19 protein-coding genes are annotated in these 17,941 nt (G+C 61.8%); 8 read left to right on the top strand and 11 right to left on the bottom strand.

Annotation, left to right across the window (positions count from 1 at the left end; all coding sequences use genetic code 11):
• Positions 1–86: 86 nt before the first annotated feature.
• The 9 genes from NKH49_RS24850 to NKH49_RS24810 form a co-directional block, all read right to left on the bottom strand.
• Positions 87–269: a hypothetical protein gene (locus NKH49_RS24850; RefSeq protein ID WP_352500957.1), complete on the bottom strand. Its 183-nt coding sequence runs from the start codon at positions 267–269 to the stop codon at positions 87–89.
• Positions 270–455: 186 nt separating this feature from the next.
• On the bottom strand, positions 456–2,525 hold the full coding sequence (locus NKH49_RS24845; protein WP_023676517.1) for an ASKHA domain-containing protein: 2,070 nt from the start codon (positions 2,523–2,525) through the stop codon (positions 456–458).
• Between the two features lie 113 nt (positions 2,526–2,638).
• On the bottom strand, positions 2,639–3,613 hold the full coding sequence (locus NKH49_RS24840) for a methyltetrahydrofolate cobalamin methyltransferase (protein WP_023676516.1): 975 nt from the start codon (positions 3,611–3,613) through the stop codon (positions 2,639–2,641).
• Between the two features lie 80 nt (positions 3,614–3,693).
• Complete coding sequence (locus tag NKH49_RS24835) at positions 3,694–4,785, bottom strand: methylenetetrahydrofolate reductase (protein ID WP_023676515.1); 1,092 nt, start codon at positions 4,783–4,785, stop codon at positions 3,694–3,696.
• Positions 4,782–5,405 carry a methylenetetrahydrofolate reductase C-terminal domain-containing protein gene (locus tag NKH49_RS24830; RefSeq protein WP_352454616.1) on the bottom strand — a complete coding sequence of 208 codons (624 nt, stop codon included), beginning with the start codon at positions 5,403–5,405 and terminating at the stop codon, positions 4,782–4,784. Before NKH49_RS24830 ends, NKH49_RS24835 begins: the two co-directional genes overlap by 4 nt.
• Positions 5,398–5,700 carry a virulence factor gene (locus NKH49_RS24825; protein WP_352452105.1) on the bottom strand — a complete coding sequence of 101 codons (303 nt, stop codon included), beginning with the start codon at positions 5,698–5,700 and terminating at the stop codon, positions 5,398–5,400. The genes NKH49_RS24830 and NKH49_RS24825 overlap by 8 nt, the downstream gene beginning before the upstream one ends.
• Before the next feature lie 235 nt (positions 5,701–5,935).
• On the bottom strand, positions 5,936–6,847 hold the full coding sequence (locus NKH49_RS24820; RefSeq protein WP_352928349.1) for a fatty acid desaturase: 912 nt from the start codon (positions 6,845–6,847) through the stop codon (positions 5,936–5,938).
• A gap of 43 nt (positions 6,848–6,890) precedes the next feature.
• Positions 6,891–7,673, bottom strand: a complete 783-nt coding sequence (locus NKH49_RS24815; RefSeq protein ID WP_352679962.1) for a formyl transferase — start codon at positions 7,671–7,673, stop codon at positions 6,891–6,893.
• A gap of 78 nt (positions 7,674–7,751) precedes the next feature.
• Positions 7,752–8,327 carry a DUF4893 domain-containing protein gene (locus NKH49_RS24810; RefSeq protein ID WP_352928347.1) on the bottom strand — a complete coding sequence of 192 codons (576 nt, stop codon included), beginning with the start codon at positions 8,325–8,327 and terminating at the stop codon, positions 7,752–7,754.
• A 121-nt stretch (positions 8,328–8,448) separates the two neighbouring features.
• Here NKH49_RS24810 and NKH49_RS24805 point away from each other — a divergent pair, with 121 nt between their 5' ends.
• Both NKH49_RS24805 and NKH49_RS24800 read left to right on the top strand, forming a co-directional pair.
• Positions 8,449–9,279, top strand: a complete 831-nt coding sequence (locus NKH49_RS24805; protein WP_352928345.1) for an NAD-dependent epimerase/dehydratase family protein — start codon at positions 8,449–8,451, stop codon at positions 9,277–9,279.
• A gap of 126 nt (positions 9,280–9,405) precedes the next feature.
• Positions 9,406–9,921 (top strand): hypothetical protein, encoded by a 516-nt coding sequence (locus NKH49_RS24800; protein WP_352500950.1) that lies wholly within the window; start codon positions 9,406–9,408, stop codon positions 9,919–9,921.
• A 58-nt stretch (positions 9,922–9,979) separates the two neighbouring features.
• Here the strand turns inward: NKH49_RS24800 and NKH49_RS24795 are convergent, their stop codons facing one another.
• Positions 9,980–10,609 (bottom strand): DUF1638 domain-containing protein, encoded by a 630-nt coding sequence (locus NKH49_RS24795; RefSeq protein WP_352500949.1) that lies wholly within the window; start codon positions 10,607–10,609, stop codon positions 9,980–9,982.
• A gap of 64 nt (positions 10,610–10,673) precedes the next feature.
• On the opposite strand from NKH49_RS24795, the gene NKH49_RS24790 reads away from it, so the two are divergent.
• Positions 10,674–10,814 carry an EncA/B family entericidin gene (locus NKH49_RS24790; RefSeq protein WP_352928343.1) on the top strand — a complete coding sequence of 47 codons (141 nt, stop codon included), beginning with the start codon at positions 10,674–10,676 and terminating at the stop codon, positions 10,812–10,814.
• 81 nt (positions 10,815–10,895) lie between these two features.
• Here the strand turns inward: NKH49_RS24790 and NKH49_RS24785 are convergent, their stop codons facing one another.
• A complete protein-coding gene (locus NKH49_RS24785; protein ID WP_023676506.1) occupies positions 10,896–11,594 on the bottom strand; it encodes a cobalamin B12-binding domain-containing protein in 699 nt (232 codons plus the stop codon).
• 308 nt (positions 11,595–11,902) lie between these two features.
• Here NKH49_RS24785 and NKH49_RS24780 point away from each other — a divergent pair, with 308 nt between their 5' ends.
• From NKH49_RS24780 to NKH49_RS24760, 5 genes are all read left to right on the top strand, one after another.
• Positions 11,903–13,477, top strand: coding sequence for a trimethylamine methyltransferase family protein (locus NKH49_RS24780; RefSeq protein WP_352500948.1), 1,575 nt, complete (start codon positions 11,903–11,905; stop codon positions 13,475–13,477).
• Positions 13,478–13,583: 106 nt separating this feature from the next.
• Complete coding sequence (locus tag NKH49_RS24775) at positions 13,584–14,255, top strand: hypothetical protein (RefSeq protein WP_352928341.1); 672 nt, start codon at positions 13,584–13,586, stop codon at positions 14,253–14,255.
• Between the two features lie 104 nt (positions 14,256–14,359).
• Positions 14,360–15,106, top strand: coding sequence for a dienelactone hydrolase family protein (locus NKH49_RS24770; RefSeq protein WP_352928339.1), 747 nt, complete (start codon positions 14,360–14,362; stop codon positions 15,104–15,106).
• Positions 15,107–15,174: 68 nt separating this feature from the next.
• A complete protein-coding gene (locus NKH49_RS24765; protein WP_352452095.1) occupies positions 15,175–15,735 on the top strand; it encodes an RNA polymerase sigma factor in 561 nt (186 codons plus the stop codon).
• Between the two features lie 2 nt (positions 15,736–15,737).
• Positions 15,738–17,855: a vWA domain-containing protein gene (locus NKH49_RS24760; protein ID WP_352470297.1), complete on the top strand. Its 2,118-nt coding sequence runs from the start codon at positions 15,738–15,740 to the stop codon at positions 17,853–17,855.
• Positions 17,856–17,941 lie beyond the last annotated feature (86 nt).

Genomic DNA, 17,941 nt, shown 5'->3' with positions numbered 1-17,941 from the left:
CGCGGCGCGCAGCCAATTGCTGGGTGCAGCCGGAGCCGCATTGCGGCTCCGGCGAATACCGAGCAGCTTGCATTTGTCGATGAATTTCATCCGCGCTGCGTGCCCCATCCGACCGCAAGCTGCCTTTCGCTCGAACGCGGCGACACCGGCCAGCCAATGTCCTTTTGGATCTCAGGCGGCAAGCTGTTGAGGATGCGCAGCGACTTGCGCGCTTCGCGTGTTTTCTTGAAGGCCGCACCATAGCGGCCGAAGCTTTCGAACATCGACATCTTGATCTCCTTGGAGCGTTGCGGTGGCCGAAAACTGTTTCCGCCTGCCGTTCGATGCCGGTTAAATGCTCCGCCTATGTATCTGGCGGATTTCACGAAAACGCGATTTCGTTTCCAGATCGGCGCGATCTGGAAACATTTGCATACAAATGAAAATGGAAGTTCTGACAGCCTGGCGGAGGCGAGTCATCCCCGCCCGCGCCGCGCGGCATGGCCTTCGCGCGAACGCCGCCGCGGGGCAGCGTCGCCGGCAATGCCGTCTTCGCTCACCGTCTTGCGCGGCGGCAGTTTCACCGCCGCCGACAGCTTGGGAAACGGGTCGATCTTGTTCGGGAGCGCCATGGCATAAACGAAATGTTCCTGGAATTTCGGCTCCAGCGCCGTCTCGATCTTCTCGATCTTGCTAACGGTTTCCTCGATCTCGCGGCGATAGCCACGGTTCAACAGCGCCATGCGGGCGCCGGCGCCGGCCGCATTGCCAACGGCCGAGACCTTGTCGAGGTCGCAATCCGGAATCAGGCCCAGCACCATTGCGTATTTCGGGTCGATGAACGAGCCGAATGCGCCGGCGAAGTGGATGCGGTCGACATGATCGGTGTGCTGTTTTTCCATCAAAAGCTTGGTGCCGGCATAAAGGGCGGCCTTGGCAAGCTGGATAGCGCGCACATCAGTCTGGGTGATGGTGATCTTGGGCTCGCCTTCCTTCAGCACATAGGAGAAGGTGCGGCCATTGGCGACGACGCGGGGCGAGTGGCCGCTCAGCGATCCATCGACGACGCCGTCCTCGGAGATGATGCCGGCGAGATACATCTCGGCGACCACCTCGATGATGCCGGAGCCGCAAATACCGGTGACGCCGGTCGCCTGCACACTGTCGAGGAAGCCCGGCTCGTCGGACCAGAGTTCCGAGCCGATGACGCGGTATTTCGGTTCCAGCGTTTCAGGATCGATGCGGACGCGCTCGATGGCACCCGGTGCGGCGCGCTGGCCACCGGAGATTTCCGCACCTTCGAAGGCCGGGCCAGTTGGCGATGAGGCCGCCACGACCCGCTGGCGATTGCCGAGCACGATCTCGGCATTGGTGCCGACATCGACGATCAGCATCATCTCGTCCTGGCGGTGCGGCCCTTCCGACAGCGTCACTGCGGCAGCGTCCGCGCCGACATGGCCGGCAATGCAAGGAAGCATATAGAGCCTGGCGCCCTGGTTGAGCTTCAAACCGATATCCGATGCCTTGATGTGCACGGCGCCGGAGACGGCTAGCGCGAAGGGGGCGCCGCCGAGCTCGGTCGGATCGATGCCGAGGAACAGATGATGCATGATCGGATTGCCGACGAACACGGAATCCAGGATGTCGTTGCGTTGGACGTTGCCTTCGGTGCAGACCTTGTCCACAAGCCCCGAAATGGCCTCGCGCACGGCGACTGTCATGCCTTCGCGGCCGTCCGGGTTCATCATCACGTACGAGACACGGCTCATCAGATCCTCGCCGAAGCGGATCTGCGGATTGGATGTGCCCGACGAGGCGGCGACGCGGCCCGACAGCAACGACACCAGATGCATGGCGATCGTGGTCGAGCCGATATCGCAGGCAAGTCCGTACGCCTCGTTCTTGAGGCCGGGCCACAAAGCGATGACCCGTGCGGTCTCGCTGTCGGTGTCCTTGTGGATGGCGGCGGTCGCGGTCCAGTTGCCTTTGCGCAAAATGCCTTGCACCTGCGGCAACAGATGGAAATCGAAATCGAGGCTCTTGAGGCCCCAGTCCTTCATCAGCGCGATCTTCAGACGGTCGAGGTCGCCGAGCGGCTTGTGCATGTCGGGTTCTTCGATCTCGACATAGCACATGCGGATTGCCGCATCGCGGGCGATGACCCTGGTGTCGGCGTCCTTGCGGATGGTCTGCGCGTTGATGACGGTGTCCTGCGGCACGTCGACGACGAGATCGCCGAGAATCTGCGCCGAGCAGGACAGCCGGCGGCGCTCGGGCAGGCCGCGGACGCGTTCGTAGCGCTCTTCCTTAGCGCCCTTGGGCGAGAGGTGATCGTTGGAGGAAACGATCTTGTGCTTGGCGAAATTGCCTTCCTGCACCTCGATCTGGCAACGCCCGCAAGTGGCACGCCCGCCGCACACGCTCTCGACATAGACACCGAGCTGGCGCGCGGCGTCCAGAACCGGCGTGCCGACCGGAAACCGGCCGCGCTTGCCCGACGGCATGAACAGCACGAGCGGATCGGTGATGTTGACGGGAGAGTTCATACGTTCCAGACTTTACTTTCTACGCAGCTCGGGTCTTGGCTACGGCAGCGATGCCGCTATGTCTCGGTTCCTCCCCAGTCCTAGGCCCCATATCGTGTCGGCCAAGACCTGGCTCAACCCCGGGCCATACGCGCTTCGCGGCCGCCGCGCCTGCGTCCGCCATTGCCATTGCCATCGCCCGGCGCGTTGACCTGCGTCCGGGCGGCAACGGCCTGGCCGCCTTCAGCAGGCTTGTAGTCCTTGTAGGTCCTGATCCAATTGGTGCAGTTCTCGTCGGTGCCGTTCAGCACGTTGGCGCCACGCACCGCTTCCATTTCCTGCGGCCGCACCGGGTTCATGATCGCCGAGGTCATGCCGGCGCCGATCACCATCGGGATGAAGGCGGCGTTGATGCCATGACGGTGCGGCAGGCCGAACGAGATGTTGGAGAGGCCGCAGGTGGTGTTGACCTTGAGCTCCTCGCGCAGCCGGCGTAGCAGGGCAAATACCTGGCGGCCGGCATCGCCCAGCGCGCCGATCGGCATGACCAGCGGGTCGACGACCACATCATGCGCCGGAATGCCGAAGTCGGCACAGCGCTGAACGATCTTCTTGGCGACGGCGAAGCGCACATCGGGGTCCATCGAAATACCGGTCTCGTCGTTGGAAATGGCCACGACAGGAACGTTGTATTTCTTGATCAACGGCAGGATGGCTTCGAGCTTTTCCTCCTCGCCGGTGACGGAATTGACCAGCGGCCGGCCCTTGGCGACCTTCAGCGCCGCTTCGATTGCCGCAGTCACGGAGGAGTCGATCGACAACGGCAGGTCGACCAGGCCTTGCACGATCTCCAGCGTCTGCACCAGCAGCGCCGGCTCGGTGGCGTTGGGATCGACTGCAGTGACGCCGGCATTGACGTCGAGCATGGTGGCCCCACAGGCGGCCTGCTCCAGCGCATCCTTGATGACGGTCTCAAAATTGCCGGCGATCATTTCGGCGGCCAGCTTTTTGCGGCCGGTCGGATTGATGCGCTCGCCGATCACGCAGAAGGGCTGATCGAAGCCGATGATGATTTCTCGTGTCGCCGAGGCGACGATGGTGCGGGTCATGAAATCTCTCCATCGTGATATAAAGAGTTCTTTATATCGTTATCTGTTTCTGATCAAGCGAATGCTGACGATTCGCGCTGTCAATGCGCGGTCTTGACCATGTCGACCTGGGTTTCGGTGAGGTCGTCATGCAGTATGTGGTCGAGCCGGTCGGCAACGAGCTGGTCGTCGCGGCGGATTTCGCGTTTCCACGGCCGGCGACCCTTCAGCACGCCAGATTCGTCGACGATCTCAGCGACGTATTCTTCCTGGCGATAGGCCATCACATGGACGCCGGACACACCGGGAATTTCCTTCACCTCATTGATGATGTCGATGCAGAGCTGCTTGCCTTCCTTCTTCTGATCCTGAGCGCCTTCCAGGCGCTTGACGATCTGATCGGGAATGTGAATGCCCGGTACGTTGGAGCGGATCCATTTGGCCGTCTTGGCCGAGGCCAGCGGCCCGACGCCGCACAGGATGAAACATTTCTCGGTATAGCCGAGATCGCGGACCTTCTGCATGTAGGTGCGGAACATCGGTACGTCGAAGCAGTACTGGCTCTGCACGAACTGTGCCCCGGCGGCGATCTTCTTGCCCAGCCGATAGGGCCGGAAATCGATCGGCGGCGCAAACGGGTTGATCGCCGCGCCAAGGAAAAGCTGCGGCGGGGTCGTGAGTTTGCGGCCGGACAGGAATTTGCCGTTATCGCGCATAACGCGGCAGGTTTCGAGCAGCGACATGCAGTCGAGATCGAACACCGGCTTGGCGCCGGGCTGGTCGCCGGCCTGCACGCCGTCGCCGGTCAGGCACAGCATGTTGGCGACGCCCATCGCAGCACCCCCAAGCACGTCGCCCTGGATGGCGATGCGGTTCCGGTCGCGGCAGGCGATCTGCATGATCGGGGCATAGCCCATGCGGGTCAGCAGCGCGCAGATGCCGACCGACGACATGTGGCAGTTGGCGCCGGAAGCGTCGACGGCATTGATGGCGTCGACCCAGCCGTCGAAAATCCTGGCGCGGTTGTAGACGTCTTCCGGATCGGCGCTGTCGGGCGGATTGAGCTCGGTCGTCACTGCGAACTCGCCGCGCCTGAGGACGCGTTCCAGCCGGCCACGCGAGGTGTGGCCGGGCAGGGGATCGAGCGGCAAATGGATGCCGGCCGGATTCTCGTCTGGCTGACGGCCGATCATGCCGATGCTCCGGTCTTCGTAGTATTCCGGGCCGCATTGCGGGCGGCCGCGGCCTGCGCGGTGACCCGCAGCCAGGCGGAAGTTTCGCGCAAGGACTGATCCACCGGCTTCTGCACTTCCAAAATCTTGTCGCCATGCACCATGTTCCGCGAGCCTTCCCAGGCTTTGACCCAGACGCAAGGCATGTCAGGCTCGACCTCGCAATTGCCGTTGGCGCGGACACCGCCGCAAGGGCCGTTGCGCAATTGCTTGGGGCAGTTCATTGGGCACGACATGCCGGTCGAGGAAAGGATGCACTGGCCGCACATGCGGCAGTCGAACATGAATCCCTTGACGCGCTTTTCGACGAATTTCACAGGCCCTTCGACACGGCTGTAGCCGATGCCCTTCCACAGCGGATGGAGGAGCAGGAACATGTCGGCGAATTTGCCGTAGAACCATTCGAGCAGCCGCGAATGCCGCACAGACCAAAGCCGCACCGCGAAAGAGCGCTGCACACGCCGCTGCGGCGACACGTCGGCCGGCTTGTAGTCGGATTTCGGCGCCGCCTTCTTGACGATGGTCGCCTGGGTCACGCCGGCTTGAGCCGTCGTCGCCGGCATTGATTGGGGATCAGACATTCTCTTTGCCCCCCGCCTTGACCAGAGCGACCAGCCGCTCACGGTCGTATTTCGCATCAAGTTCCTGAAGAGCCTTCTCGGCCTCGGCTTCAAGATCGTCACTGACCGGGAGGGGTTCTGCCTTGCGCCATTCGGCAAGATAGTCGTCGGTGCCGCCAGCGCCGGTGCGCATGGCGCACATGTCGATCGCCTCGGTGAAGCGCAGCGGCAGTTCGCGCTTGGCGTTCTGCCGGCCCTTCTTGACGATGACCTGGGCGGGGATGTCGCGCCAGTAGACGACGATCAGATCGGCCATAATTTCCTGCTCCTGCAGAGCGCCGTGCGTCCAATCGGACGCACAAACGATGCTCTACCATTTAACTCCGCTGCATCGTGCTCTCCGAAGATCGATTCCGATCTTTTGGCCAATGCAGTGGTTTCGAGCATTGCCGGAAGCGCTGTTGGGCTGCTTGTTATGGGACGACGCGGGCGCCTTCAAAAGCGACGCAATCGACGAGCGCCGACGAAAGCGATGTCTGTTCCAGCGCAGGTCAGCCGGCGCGGCCATCGTAGCTGCCGACCAGCTTCCTGTGGAAGCGCACGTAACCTCGTTCGGTCGTGCGTAAATGCTCCGCGACGATGTCATGGAAGCGCGGCAGGCGGTGGAAGGGAACGGCCGGATAGGAATGGTGCTCGGAATGGTACGGCATGTTCCAAGCCACGAAGCGCACCAGCCTTGTGGTGAAGGTGGTGCGGGTGTTCTCGAGCATGTTGGCGACATGCGGGCACAACGCGTGCTCAGCCAGCAGGTAGGCCCGCAAGAAGGGCTGGCCGATGAGCACCGGCACGATCCAGACCCACAACAGCAGCGCCGATTGCGCGGCCAGCGAGATCATCAGCAATGCCGCATAGCCGATCAGGAACAGCCGTGCTTCGGCAGCCACCTTGGCGCGGCCCTTTTCCGGCACAAAACCGTCGCGGTTGCGGCCAGCCGCGTTGGTTATGACCACGCGGGCCATGCCGCTCCAGTAGGGCCCGCCGGACAGATAGCGCAGATATTGGCTGACGGTCTCCGGCTTCGGGGCCATCAGTTCGGGGTCGTTGTCCGGGTCGTGCGTATGGCGGTGATGGGCGAAATGGAAATAGCGGAACCATGCCGGCGGCAGCAGGATAAGGAAGCCGGCCACGGCGGCGATGGTGCGATTGAGCCGCGCCGTTCTGAACGCAGTTTCATGGATGGTCTCGTGCAACGGCGTGAAGAAGAAGACGATCAGGATTCCCTGCGGCAAGACGAGCGCGGGCCAGAACGGGATGCGAGCGGCGATCAGCGCGCCTAGCAGGATAACCAGCCCGGCATGGACCGCCAGCCGGACAATGCCTGGCCGGTCAACCCTGGCGGTGAGGTCGCGACGGTCCTCGACCGAAAGGCCGGCAATGATGGTGCGGTGGTCGATGTCGCTCATGATGCAATGTTAGTGGCGGGTGGCTGTCCGGTAAATCGGCGCGTCACCAGACGCCGTTCCTTATCCCCGTCCAGAGATAAAACCATATCGTCGGATGATACCATTGTGTCGAAGGTAGGCCGGGATCCACCGTGCCGAGCTTGCCGGCCAGCGCATCCCTGACCGCTTCGACGCAGATGTCGCGCGAGAAGGCCGCCTGCCGCAACGCGTAGCTCGAAACTGTGTCGCCCGGCTGCGGTTTGCCACGCGTCTGCCGCAGCACGCCGCCAGTGTCGACGCCGGCGTCGACCAGATGCACGGTGGTGCCGAAGTTCTCCGCATCGCCTGAAGCCAGCGCCCAGTAACCGCCGTTCATGCCACGATATTTCGGGGCGATGCCGGCATGGTAGTTGAGGACCGGGCAAGGGATTTTCGCCAGCGTCTGCCGCGACAGCAAGCGGCAGCCGGCGAGCAGCACCACACCCGGCTGGATTTCCGCAATCGCCTGCAGGCACTCCGGCGCGTTGGCCGACGAGACATAAATGATCTTTTGCCCAGGCTTCGGTTCGGTTTGCAGCTTCTGCCCGGCGGCAAGCCGTGCTGCGTGGCCGGCGAAGAAGCGCTTGCCGAGGCGCGTCAGCACCATCGTGCCGAGTTGACCGATGGCCGAGGTCCAGCCTTGCCGCCGCGCGCGCGCGAGGAGCAATTGCTTTTTGGATTCAGGAGCTTCGAGGATGACGCTGACCGGGCCGAGTTGATCGGCGAGGGCGTTGACGATCGCCCAGATATGCGGGCCGCCTTCGGTGACGACGACGATCGGCCGTTGGTTTGTTTTCGACAGTGCCATGCTCTGCGACTCCCCGCAAAGAACCTGTTCTTTGCGCGCGAATGCTAGGCTGACCGGGTTAACCCCTGGTGATCGGGCTCAGCGCTTGAATTCGAGGATATCGAGCTTCGATTCGTAATAGGGCGCCGGGAACTCGATGCGCCATTCACTGGCGCTGTTGCGGAAGGCATAGCCGACCTGATCGCTTTCCGGGCCGCTGCCGTAGGGCTTTGCCGGATCGTCGTTGACGTGGAAGGAACCGAGATAGATCGCGCGTTTCTCGCCATCGTCGAAGAAGCGGCCCTTGGTGCGCTGCGAGCCGGTGATCTTTTCCAGTCTCCAGCCGGAACCGTCGTCGCTCACCTTGCATTTGAACCAGCCATAGATGACGAGCGGGCTCAATCCGCCGGCCTTGATGGTGCGGCATTGCCATTTGCCGGTCAGGTCCCTGTCAGAGAAGGGAACCAGCGGCTTTGCCAGCAAAGCGTCGAGCTGCTTGACCTCGGCGGGATCGCCGGCCTTCGCCTCGTCAAGCGCTGCCCTGCGCGTCTCGCCATACTTGTTGAGCCGCGCCTTGTCGGCAGCCGTTATCAGCTTCTGCACCTCGCCATCGGCGAACGCGGGCATGGTCAAGCAGAGGACAGTTGCTGCGGCAAACATGAGGCGAGCGATCATCGGTGGCGTTTCCTTTTTGATGGCTGGAGCAGGCTGTTTTCTTGTCTGGCGCATACCTTAATGTTTCGCCGCGTTCTGTCATCCGTGCCTGAGCATCGACAGCAGAAACGAGGTGGAAAGAATGCGGATCTTGCTGACGGGATCGTCCGGTTGGCTGGGCAGCGCCTTGGCGCCGCGCCTGCGGGCTCTTGGCCATGACGTCACCGGCCTCGATCCCGTTCCGTCTTCGGAAACGCCAATCGTCGGCTCAGTCGCCGATCGCGACCTGGTCATGAGGGCGGTCGAGGGGAACCGCGTCGAGGCCATCATCCATAGCAGCGCGCTGCACAAGCCTGACATCGAACGTTATCGCAACGAGGATTTCGTCGAGACGAATGTGCGCGGCACGCTCAACCTGCTCGACGCGGCGGCAGCATTCGGCGTTCAGCGTTTCGTGTTCACGTCGACGACGTCGCTGATGATTTCCCAAACCATTCGCGCCGGCTTCACCGGCGGGACGCGCAAGGCGGCATGGCTGACGGAAGACATGTCGCCTGAACCGCGCAACATCTACGGCGTCACCAAGCTTTCAGCCGAACAGCTCTGCCGGCTCTATCATTTGCAGTTCGGCCTGCCGGTGATCGTGTTGCGCACCGCCCGGTTTTTTCCCGAGGCGGACGACATGGCGCACGTGATCGAACAGTCGGATGCCAACACCAAGGCCAATGAGCTGTTGTTCCGCCGGCTGACGGTGGAGGACGCAGCCGACGCCCACATCGCTGCCCTGGAGAAAGCGCCGCAATTGGGCTTCGACACTTTCATCATCTCGGCACCGACGCCTTTCCAGCCCGAAGATTGCGCGGCCTTGATCGCCGACGCGCCGTCGGTCGTGGCGCGCTATTTTCCGGATTATTCCGGCGCTCTACGCGAAGAAAGGCTGGACGATGTTTTCGTCGATCGACCGGGTCTATGATGCGTCGCGGGCGAGGAAGCGGCTGGGTTTCATCTGCAAGACGAGCTTTGCCGATGTGCTCGCCCGGCTTGTGGCGGAATAAGAGCGCGGGTATTCGTCAGGAATGCGCGTCACTGGGAGAGGTAGTTGGGAGTAACAATCTACTTTGAAGGACAGTTACGGGGTCACGAGCAATATGCTGCTTTGCTGCACGAAGCCAAGGCGTTCGCCATTGCGCGAGACTGGCCGGTGCGCGAGATCGATGAGCGCGAGAAGACGCTCAATCGAGTCATTGATGAACGAAACGTGGACTATATTGGCCCTGTGTTTGGAATAGAGCTTCAACCGCATCCCAATTCGGAACCGCTGCGGCTTGAGTTCGACAATCACCTCTTCGTTCAACAACATTGTAAAACTCAGTTTTCAGGTGCAGGCGCTCATATCGAGATCATCAGGTTTCTTCGCGAAATTACTCGCTTGTTCTCCAGTCTCAATGTCGTCGATGAAGGGGAGTATTGGGAGCTAAGTGATCCGTCAATTCTGCAAAGTAATTTCGACAATGTCGATGCAATGCTTGCCGAAATATTGCTTAAAGATCCAACCGCGCGGGGGCCGATCCGCCTTGAAACCGGGCGCATTATCGATGTCATATCGGATCGGTGAATCGGTGGGCGAAAATGAACGGCAGCCTCCGGCAAACGCTTAGAGGACGCTATTTCTTTTACGAATGTGCCGAGGCGCTGGCCAGTTCCTTCGTCAGGTCACCATAGCCGGTCGAGCGGCGCTCATAGGCGAGGCCGAGCATTTTCGCCGCCTTTTCGGCGACTTTGTCGAGTTCCGGGTCGTTGGTCTGAGCGATATAGATCAGCTTCTCGTAGTTGCCGAAATAGTCCTTGATCAGCTCCGGGTGCTTGTCGAGGCCGAGCGGCTTCATGAAGAAGGCATCGAATTGCCGGCAGAGGAAGTCGGTCATGTAGAACGACATCATGTCGTCATCAGCGACCTTCGCATAGGCATCCATGCCCTGGTAGAAAGCAAAGCAATGCGGCCCGGCCATGCGCTCGACGCCATGCTTCTCGCAGATCCGATCGAGCAGGCCACCCGTGCCGCAATCGGCATAGCCGACGAAGATGTGTCTGTAGCCGTCGGTCTTGGCCTTCTCGATAGCCCTGTCCATGGCCGGCGCGATGCGGTCCGGATAGAAATGGAACTCCGCCGGCAGGCAGGTCAGGTCGAGATGGTCGAGCCCGAGCTGCTCCTTGACCGCCAAAACTTCGCGCGCGATCATCCCGCAGGCGATGACGAGCAGCCTGTCGCCTTGATCGGATTGTTGTTTTCGCGCGGTAGTCATGGAACCAGTCTAATCCATCTTCGTTGCTGTCCAGCGAATTTATATGCTGAGGGAGACACCATTCATGAAATTGTTCCGCGTCGCGCCAATCGCTATTCTCGCCTGCGCCTTGGCTGTTTCGGCCTGCGCCAACACGGTGCGCGGCGTCGGTAAGGATCTCAAATCCACCGCGAAGGCAGTTAACGATACCGTCAAGAAACCCTGATCTGCACGGCTCTAAACATTTGGGAATAAAAAAGCCGCACTGCAAGGCGCGGCTTTTCTCGTTCGTGCCGGACTTATTGGCTCAGGCCGAAGCGCGCACGTTGTGCTTGCGCTTCATGAAGTCCTTGGCGGTCTCGACTGCCACCGCGGCGTCGCGGCAATAGGCGTCGGCGCCGACGGCTTTGCCGAATTCCTCGTTGAGCGGCGCACCGCCGACCAGCACGACATAGTCGTCGCGAATGCCCTTTTCCTTCATCGTATCGATGACGACTTTCATGTAAGGCATGGTCGTCGTCAGTAGCGCTGACATGCCGATGATGTCGGGCTGGTGCTTTTCGATGGCATCGAGATATTTTTCGACCGCATTGTTGATGCCGAGGTCGATGACATCGAAGCCGGCGCCTTCCATCATCATGCCGACCAGGTTCTTGCCGATGTCGTGGATGTCGCCCTTGACGGTGCCGATCACCATCTTGCCCTGCTTCGGCGCGCCTGTGGCGACAAGCAGCGGACGCAGGATGAACATGCCGGCCTTCATCGCGTTGGCCGACAGCAGCACTTCGGGAACGAACAGGATGCCGTCGCGGAAATCCTCGCCGACGATACGCATGCCCTCGACCAGAGCCTCGGTCAACACCTTGTAAGGCGCCCAGCCGCGCTCGAGAAGGATATTGGTGCCTTCCTCGATTTCTTCCTTCAACCCGTCATAAAGATCGTCGTGCATCTGCTGCACCAACTCGTCGTCGGAGAGTTCCGAAAGGATGATCTCGTCGTCGGCCATTTTTTCTCAGGCTCCTTGCCGGCTACAACTATCGCGGCAGCTTAAAAATATCGCGTCAATACCTAACCCGCACGGGCCGGTTGTCCATAGCTGATTTGCGACTTCCCGCAAAACGAAAGCGACCGTAAATCTCTTGGAATTCTTGTCGATTTTGCGACAGGCGTTGGCGCTGGCGGGCCGTTTCGAATAGGGTGCATGGCTACGATCCGGCCAGAGACCGCAATATGCGGCCGCAAACGGATTTCAGGCCGGTACAACAGCCCGGCCGGAGTAAATCAGGCCAGAACGAAAGCCAGGGAAGAACGATTATGAGTGAGAACGCGCCGGTCGATCAGGAAGCGTCAAACGCACGGCGCGGGCGCGCTGCCAGCGGTGGCGCCGCAGCCCGACGGGCCGCGCGTTCGGGCGGCGGCCCCGGCACACAGCTCACCTATATCAAGCGCAAGATCAACGTCTATGAAGTGCTGGACGAGGAAGGGCTGGCGCTGATCGAAAAGAACACCGACACGGTGCTGGAGGAGATCGGCATCATCTTCCGCGACGACGCCGAGGCGCTGCAGCTTTGGAAAGAGGCGGGCGCCGACGTCAAGGGCGAGCGGGTGCATTTCCCCAAGGGCCTCTGCCGCTCGCTGTTGAAGACCGCTCCGTCCGTCTATACCCAGCACGCCCGCAACGGCGAGCGCTCGGTGCAGATCGGCGGCAACGCGACAGTGTTCGCGCCGGTCTATGGACCGCCCTTCGTGCGCGATCTCGACGGCGTCAGGCGCTATGCGACGATCGAGGATTTCCGGAATTTCGTGAAACTCGCCTATATGGCGCCGTCGATCCACCATTCGGGCGGCACGGTTTGCGAGCCGGTCGACGTGCCGGTCAACAAACGGCATCTCGACATGGTCTACAGCCATATCAAATATTCGGACAAGCCGTTCATGGGCTCGGTGACCGCGCCCGAGCGCGCGGAAGATACGGTGGCGATGGCCAAGATCGTGTTCGGTGACGATTTCGTCGAGAACAACACGGTGCTGACCAGCCTGATCAACGCCAACTCGCCGATGGTCTTCGACGAGACCATGCTGGGAGCGCTGAAGGTCTATTCGCGCCACAATCAGGCCTGTATCGTCACGCCGTTCATCCTTGCCGGTGCGATGAGCCCGGTGACGGTCGCCGGCACGCTGACCCAGGTTTTAGCCGAGGTTCTGGCGGGAGCGTCGTTCACCCAGCTGATCCGGCCGGGTGCGCCGGTGCTGTTCGGCACCTTCGCCTCGTCGATCTCGATGCAGTCGGGCGCGCCGACCTTCGGCACGCCGGAGCCGTCGCTGGTCTCGTATGGCGCCGCACAGCTTGCCCGTCGGCTCGGCCTGCCGTTTCGCACCGGCGGTTCGCTCTGTGCTTCAAAAATCCCCGATGCGCAGGCCGCCTACGAGAGCGCCAACACGCTGAACTCGACGATCCTCGCCGGCACCAACTTCGTGCTGCATTCGGCCGGCTGGCTCGAGGGCGGTCTCGCCTCCTGCTACGAAAAGTTCATGATGGATATCGACCAGCTCGGCATGACGCAGAAGTTCTCTGAGGGTGTCGACCTGTCGGAAAACGGCCAGGCGATGGACGCCATCCGCCAGGTCGGCCCAGGCAGCCACTATCTCGGCTGCGATCACACCCAGGCCAATTTCCAGACCGCGTTCTACCGCTCCAACATCGCCGATAACAATTCCTACGAGCAATGGCTGGCCGAAGGCGAAAAAACCGCGCCGCAGCGCGCCAACGAGCTCGCCCGCCGCTGGCTCGAAAGCTACGAGGCGCCTTACCTCGATCCGGGCATCGACGACGGGCTGAAGGACTTCATCGGCAGGAAGAAGGCGTCGATGGCCGACGCCTTCACCTGAAAGGAGCCCGAATCAGGCGGGGCTAAAGTCGCCAACATCATCCACAAGGAAGTCTGGCGGAGTGCCTTCTCCGACCCGGACAAGAAGGGGTGATCCCGAGCGCGGCATGACTGAAACAATCGCGGCAGCGCTTTCCGCCTCCGGCCTCATACTTCGCGGCGGCTTCGATTTTGCGGGCGGCGAGGAAACACCTTTCGGTCTCTCCGGCGCTGCCGCCAGATCCGTTCTGCTGGTGGGGCAGGCGGGCGCCGCACCTTGGCCGCACTTCCTGCGCTGGCTGGAGAGACAGTCACAGCCGATCGACGATCCGCTCGACAGATGGTCTCGCGAAGTGATCGGCGCGGTGGCCGAAAGATTCGGGGCACGCGCGGTGTCGCCGTCCGACAGGCCTTATCTGCCATTCCAGCAATGGGCGATGCGTGCGGAGGGGCTGAAGCCGTCGCCGCTCGGCATTCTCATGCATCCGCAATACGGGCTCTGGCATGCCTATCGCGGCGCGCTGCTGTTCGAAAATGAGATTGCGCTCCAAGAACCCTACGACGTGATTCACCTTTGCGATACATGTTTGGAAAAACCTTGCCTGAAATCCTGTCCGGTCGAGGCTTATTCTGCGAATGGTTTTGCACATGAAACCTGTCTGGCCCATGTGCGCGGGCAAAACGGCGCGTCCTGCCGGACCGGCGGCTGCCTTGATCGCAACGCCTGTCCTTACGGCACCGATTATCGCTATCCGGCCGAGGTTCAGGCCTTTCACATGGCAGCATTCGCGCGTCTGTAGCGTCGCCGAATGCCGCACGAAATCTTGAAGCAGATCGCCTCATTACAGCTTGCGGCGACGGTCAGCGCGGATATCTATCGCACGACACGTCAACGGAGCGGGCGATGGCCAAGCAAGCGATCCAGATCAAGACGAGTGACGGCATGGCCAAAGCCGGGCTGTTCCGCTCGGCAGCCCCAGCCAAGGCAGCGATCATCCTCTACATGGACGCTTTTGGCCCGCGACCGGCGCTCGACCAGATGGCGGAAAGGCTTACCGACGAAGGCTATGCGGTGCTGGTGCCGGACCTTTTTTACCGCAACGCGCCCTACGGCCCTTTCGAAGCCAAGACTGCGTTCAGTGACGAGAGGAGCAAGGCCGCAATCACAGGTCTCGTCGGCGGCACGACCCAGGAGATGACGATCCGCGACAGCGGCGCGTTCCTCGATGCGCTCGCTGCGCAAGGCCTGACCGGGCCGGTCGGCATTGTCGGCTACTGCATGGGCGGAGCGCGGGCGCTGAACGCGGCGGCCAGCTATTCCGACCGCATCGCCGCTGCTGCCAGTTTCCACGGTGGCAATCTGGCCGGTGACGCCGCCGACAGTCCGCACCGGAAGGCCGCCTCACTCAAGGCAAGGGTCTATATCGGCACTGCCGGTGTCGACCGCAGCTTTCCGCCGGAGCAATCGGCGCGGCTCGCCGAAACACTGCGCGCCGCCGAGGTTGATCATGTCATAGAGAACTATGCCGGCATGGCGCATGGCTGGTGCATGCCGGACCATAGTGCAGCCGGCGCCGAACGCCACTGGAAGCGGCTGACGACGCTGTTTGCGGAGACGCTCGGCCAAGTCACGCCAACCATTACGACGTGACCGCCCACCAAAAAATTCTTTCCATCGCCCCAAGGAACCGCCATTAGCCTTCGTCCAACAGGCAAATGATGGCGATGATGCTGGACGAAAGCGAAGCCTCCGACGCCGAACTGATCGGACGGGCGAAGGGCGGAGACCGGGGTGCTTTCGGCAAGTTGCTCGAAAGGCACTATGGTTTCGTCTATCGCGCCGCCTATCGTTGGTGCGGGAAAAAGGCCGACGCCGAGGACATCGCCCAGGAAGTCTGCGTCCGGCTCGGCCGGGCGATCCGCGACTATCACGGCAGCGGTGCCTTCACGACGTGGCTCTACACCATGACGCTGAATGCGGCGCGCGACATGATGCGCAAGACCGCCCGCGAGACGGTCAAGACCGAGGCCTATGGCGCCTATGCGCTGATTTCGGGGGAAATCTCGGCTGAGCCGGAAGACCCGGCCGAGGCGCTCTGGGCAGCGGTGCGCAAGCTGCCGGACAAGCAGCGCGATGCGGTGCTGCTGGTTTATGGCGAAGGGCTGAGCCACGCCGCCGCCGCCGAGGCGATGGCGATCTCGGAGACAACGGTTTCCTGGCACATCCATGAAGCGAAGAAACGGCTGAAGACGCTGATGCGTTCAGCCGGGGAAGTGTGACCATGGTCGACGACAACGAACTGAACAGACTGCGCGACATCGCAGCACCGGCGCCGGACGCGGACGCAAAAGCGCGTGCCCTCCAGGCCGCGCTGCGCGCCTATGACATGGAAGAAAAAACTTTGCCGGGCGCCCAAGGATCGGTGAGCGGGCTTCGTCTCACAGAGCGAGCACAAAGGCTCTGGAGCGAAATCATGCAAAAGAAACTCTTCGCCACGCCGGCCATTGCCGGGCTCGTTGCCCTGCCGATCGCCGGATACGCTACCATTTATATGCTGGGGGAATCCAAATTCGGCGGGCCCGAATTCGGCGGGGATAAGATCACCGAAACGCTGGCTGACAAGCCGACGACCGTCAAACCGCCGGTCGTTGCCGAAGCGGACAAGCAGACGAAGGCGGACGCCGAAAGTGAAAGCCGCGACACCGGCGAGGCGCTTGTGGCGCCGACATCGCCGCCGAAGGCGGAATCGACCGCAGTCGGCGGGCTGACGCAGCAGGATGTGCTCAGCCGCAATGCACCCGAACCGCAGCCGAGCAGCGAGCTTGCGTTGAACGGCGACGCAAGCTCCGCGGCCCCTTCAGCCGATGGCGGCGCGCGGGTCGGCCGCATGCCTGGCACGGTTGCCGAGCCCAAGCTGATGGCACAGCAGCCCGCCGCTGCGCCGGCCGACCAGATGCTGCCGCAAGAGGAAAACCGCGACCGCGTAGAGAATTTCAAGACCAACCCGGTGCATGCCGCACTTGAAGACCCGGTCTCGACCTTCTCGATCGATGTCGACACCGCTTCCTATTCCTTCGTCCGGCGCTCGCTCAAGGAAGGCTTTATCCCGCAGGCCGACACGGTTCGCGTCGAGGAGATGGTCAACTACTTCCCCTATGACTGGAAAGGCCCGGACTCCGCCTCGACGCCGTTCAACTCGACCGTCAGCGTCATGCCGACACCGTGGAACGAGCACACCAGGCTGATGCATGTCGCCATCAAGGGTTTCGACGTGAAGCCGGCCGAGCAGCCCAGGGCCAATCTGGTCTTCCTGATCGATGTGTCGGGGTCGATGAACGAGCAGGACAAGCTTCCGCTCCTGCAGTCGGCCTTCCGACTGCTGGTCAACAAGCTGAGACCTGACGACACCGTCTCGATCGTCACCTATGCGGGCGATGCCGGTACCGTGCTGGAGCCCACCAAGGCTTCGGAAAAGGACAAGATCCTCGCTGCCATCGACAATCTGACATCCGGCGGCTCGACGGCAGGCGAGGCCGGCATCAAGGAAGCCTACAGGCTGGCGCAGAAATCCTTCGTCAAGGACGGCATCAATCGGGTGATGCTCGCCACCGATGGCGACTTCAATGTCGGCCAGACCGACGACGACGACCTGAAGCGGCTGATCGAAAAGGAGCGCAAGACAGGCGTATTCCTGTCGGTGTTCGGCTTCGGCCGCGACAATCTGAACGACCAGATGATGCAGACCATCGCCCAGAACGGCAATGGCACTGCTGCCTACATCGATACGTTGGCGGAGGCCGAGAAGGTGCTGGTCGAGGATGCCTCCTCGACGCTGTTCACCATCGCCAAGGACGTGAAGATCCAGGTCGAGTTCAACCCGAACAAGGTCTCGGAGTACCGGCTGATTGGCTACGAAACCCGCGCCTTGAACCGCGAGGATTTCAACAATGACCGGGTCGATGCCGGCGAGATCGGCTCAGGTCATTCAGTCACCGCGATCTACGAGATCACGCCTAAGGGCAGCGGCGGCGAACAGATCGACCAACTGCGCTACGGCCAGGCCTCGGTGAACAATGGCGGTGTCGCCAATGCCGACGAATATGCTTTCGTCAAGATCCGCTACAAGCTGCCGAACGAGGACACCTCGAAGCTGATCACCACGCCGGTAACGTCAGCCAACGAGGTGGCGTCGTTCGATCAGGCCAGCACCGACCAGCGTTTCTCTGTTGCCGTTGCTGCCTTCGGCCAGAAGCTGCGCGACGAGGATGCTACCGCGAAGTTCGGCTACGACAAGATCATGCAGATTGCCACCGCCGCCAGGGGAGCCGACCCATTTGGGTACAGGTCCGAGTTCCTCTCGCTCGTGCGCCTTGCCTCGGCGCTCGGCGGTAACCGGTAGTGGCAATGATGGCCGGTTTCTTTCAGATGGGATCGTTCTGATAGGGGGAGCCGGCCTACGGGCGGGTGAGGCAGGCCGGCGAGGGA

The sequence above is a fragment of the Mesorhizobium sp. M1088 genome, assembly GCF_040318575.1.
In the GTDB taxonomy this organism is placed as follows: domain Bacteria; phylum Pseudomonadota; class Alphaproteobacteria; order Rhizobiales; family Rhizobiaceae; genus Mesorhizobium.
Note: the sequence above shows the minus strand (reverse complement) of the source record. Positions and strands in the feature narration are given on the sequence as shown.

What these genes read in the sequence shown, in the direction of transcription:
- NKH49_RS24770 (WP_352928339.1), top strand. Translation starts at nt 14,360, where the DNA reads ATGGCCAAGCAAGCGATCCAGATCAAGACGAGTGACGGCATGGCCAAA.
- NKH49_RS24830 (WP_352454616.1), bottom strand. Translation starts at nt 5,405, where the DNA reads ATGTCTGATCCCCAATCAATGCCGGCGACGACGGCTCAAGCCGGCGTG.
- NKH49_RS24820 (WP_352928349.1), bottom strand. Translation starts at nt 6,847, where the DNA reads ATGAGCGACATCGACCACCGCACCATCATTGCCGGCCTTTCGGTCGAG.
- NKH49_RS24825 (WP_352452105.1), bottom strand. Translation starts at nt 5,700, where the DNA reads ATGGCCGATCTGATCGTCGTCTACTGGCGCGACATCCCCGCCCAGGTC.
- NKH49_RS24840 (WP_023676516.1), bottom strand. Translation starts at nt 3,613, where the DNA reads ATGACCCGCACCATCGTCGCCTCGGCGACACGAGAAATCATCATCGGC.
- NKH49_RS24795 (WP_352500949.1), bottom strand. Translation starts at nt 10,609, where the DNA reads ATGACTACCGCGCGAAAACAACAATCCGATCAAGGCGACAGGCTGCTC.
- NKH49_RS24815 (WP_352679962.1), bottom strand. Translation starts at nt 7,673, where the DNA reads ATGGCACTGTCGAAAACAAACCAACGGCCGATCGTCGTCGTCACCGAA.
- NKH49_RS24785 (WP_023676506.1), bottom strand. Translation starts at nt 11,594, where the DNA reads ATGGCCGACGACGAGATCATCCTTTCGGAACTCTCCGACGACGAGTTG.
- NKH49_RS24805 (WP_352928345.1), top strand. Translation starts at nt 8,449, where the DNA reads ATGCGGATCTTGCTGACGGGATCGTCCGGTTGGCTGGGCAGCGCCTTG.
- NKH49_RS24760 (WP_352470297.1), top strand. Translation starts at nt 15,738, where the DNA reads ATGGTCGACGACAACGAACTGAACAGACTGCGCGACATCGCAGCACCG.
- NKH49_RS24790 (WP_352928343.1), top strand. Translation starts at nt 10,674, where the DNA reads ATGAAATTGTTCCGCGTCGCGCCAATCGCTATTCTCGCCTGCGCCTTG.
- NKH49_RS24845 (WP_023676517.1), bottom strand. Translation starts at nt 2,525, where the DNA reads ATGAACTCTCCCGTCAACATCACCGATCCGCTCGTGCTGTTCATGCCG.
- NKH49_RS24810 (WP_352928347.1), bottom strand. Translation starts at nt 8,327, where the DNA reads ATGATCGCTCGCCTCATGTTTGCCGCAGCAACTGTCCTCTGCTTGACC.
- NKH49_RS24850 (WP_352500957.1), bottom strand. Translation starts at nt 269, where the DNA reads ATGTCGATGTTCGAAAGCTTCGGCCGCTATGGTGCGGCCTTCAAGAAA.
- NKH49_RS24765 (WP_352452095.1), top strand. Translation starts at nt 15,175, where the DNA reads ATGGCGATGATGCTGGACGAAAGCGAAGCCTCCGACGCCGAACTGATC.
- NKH49_RS24775 (WP_352928341.1), top strand. Translation starts at nt 13,584, where the DNA reads ATGACTGAAACAATCGCGGCAGCGCTTTCCGCCTCCGGCCTCATACTT.
- NKH49_RS24780 (WP_352500948.1), top strand. Translation starts at nt 11,903, where the DNA reads ATGAGTGAGAACGCGCCGGTCGATCAGGAAGCGTCAAACGCACGGCGC.
- NKH49_RS24835 (WP_023676515.1), bottom strand. Translation starts at nt 4,785, where the DNA reads ATGATCGGCCGTCAGCCAGACGAGAATCCGGCCGGCATCCATTTGCCG.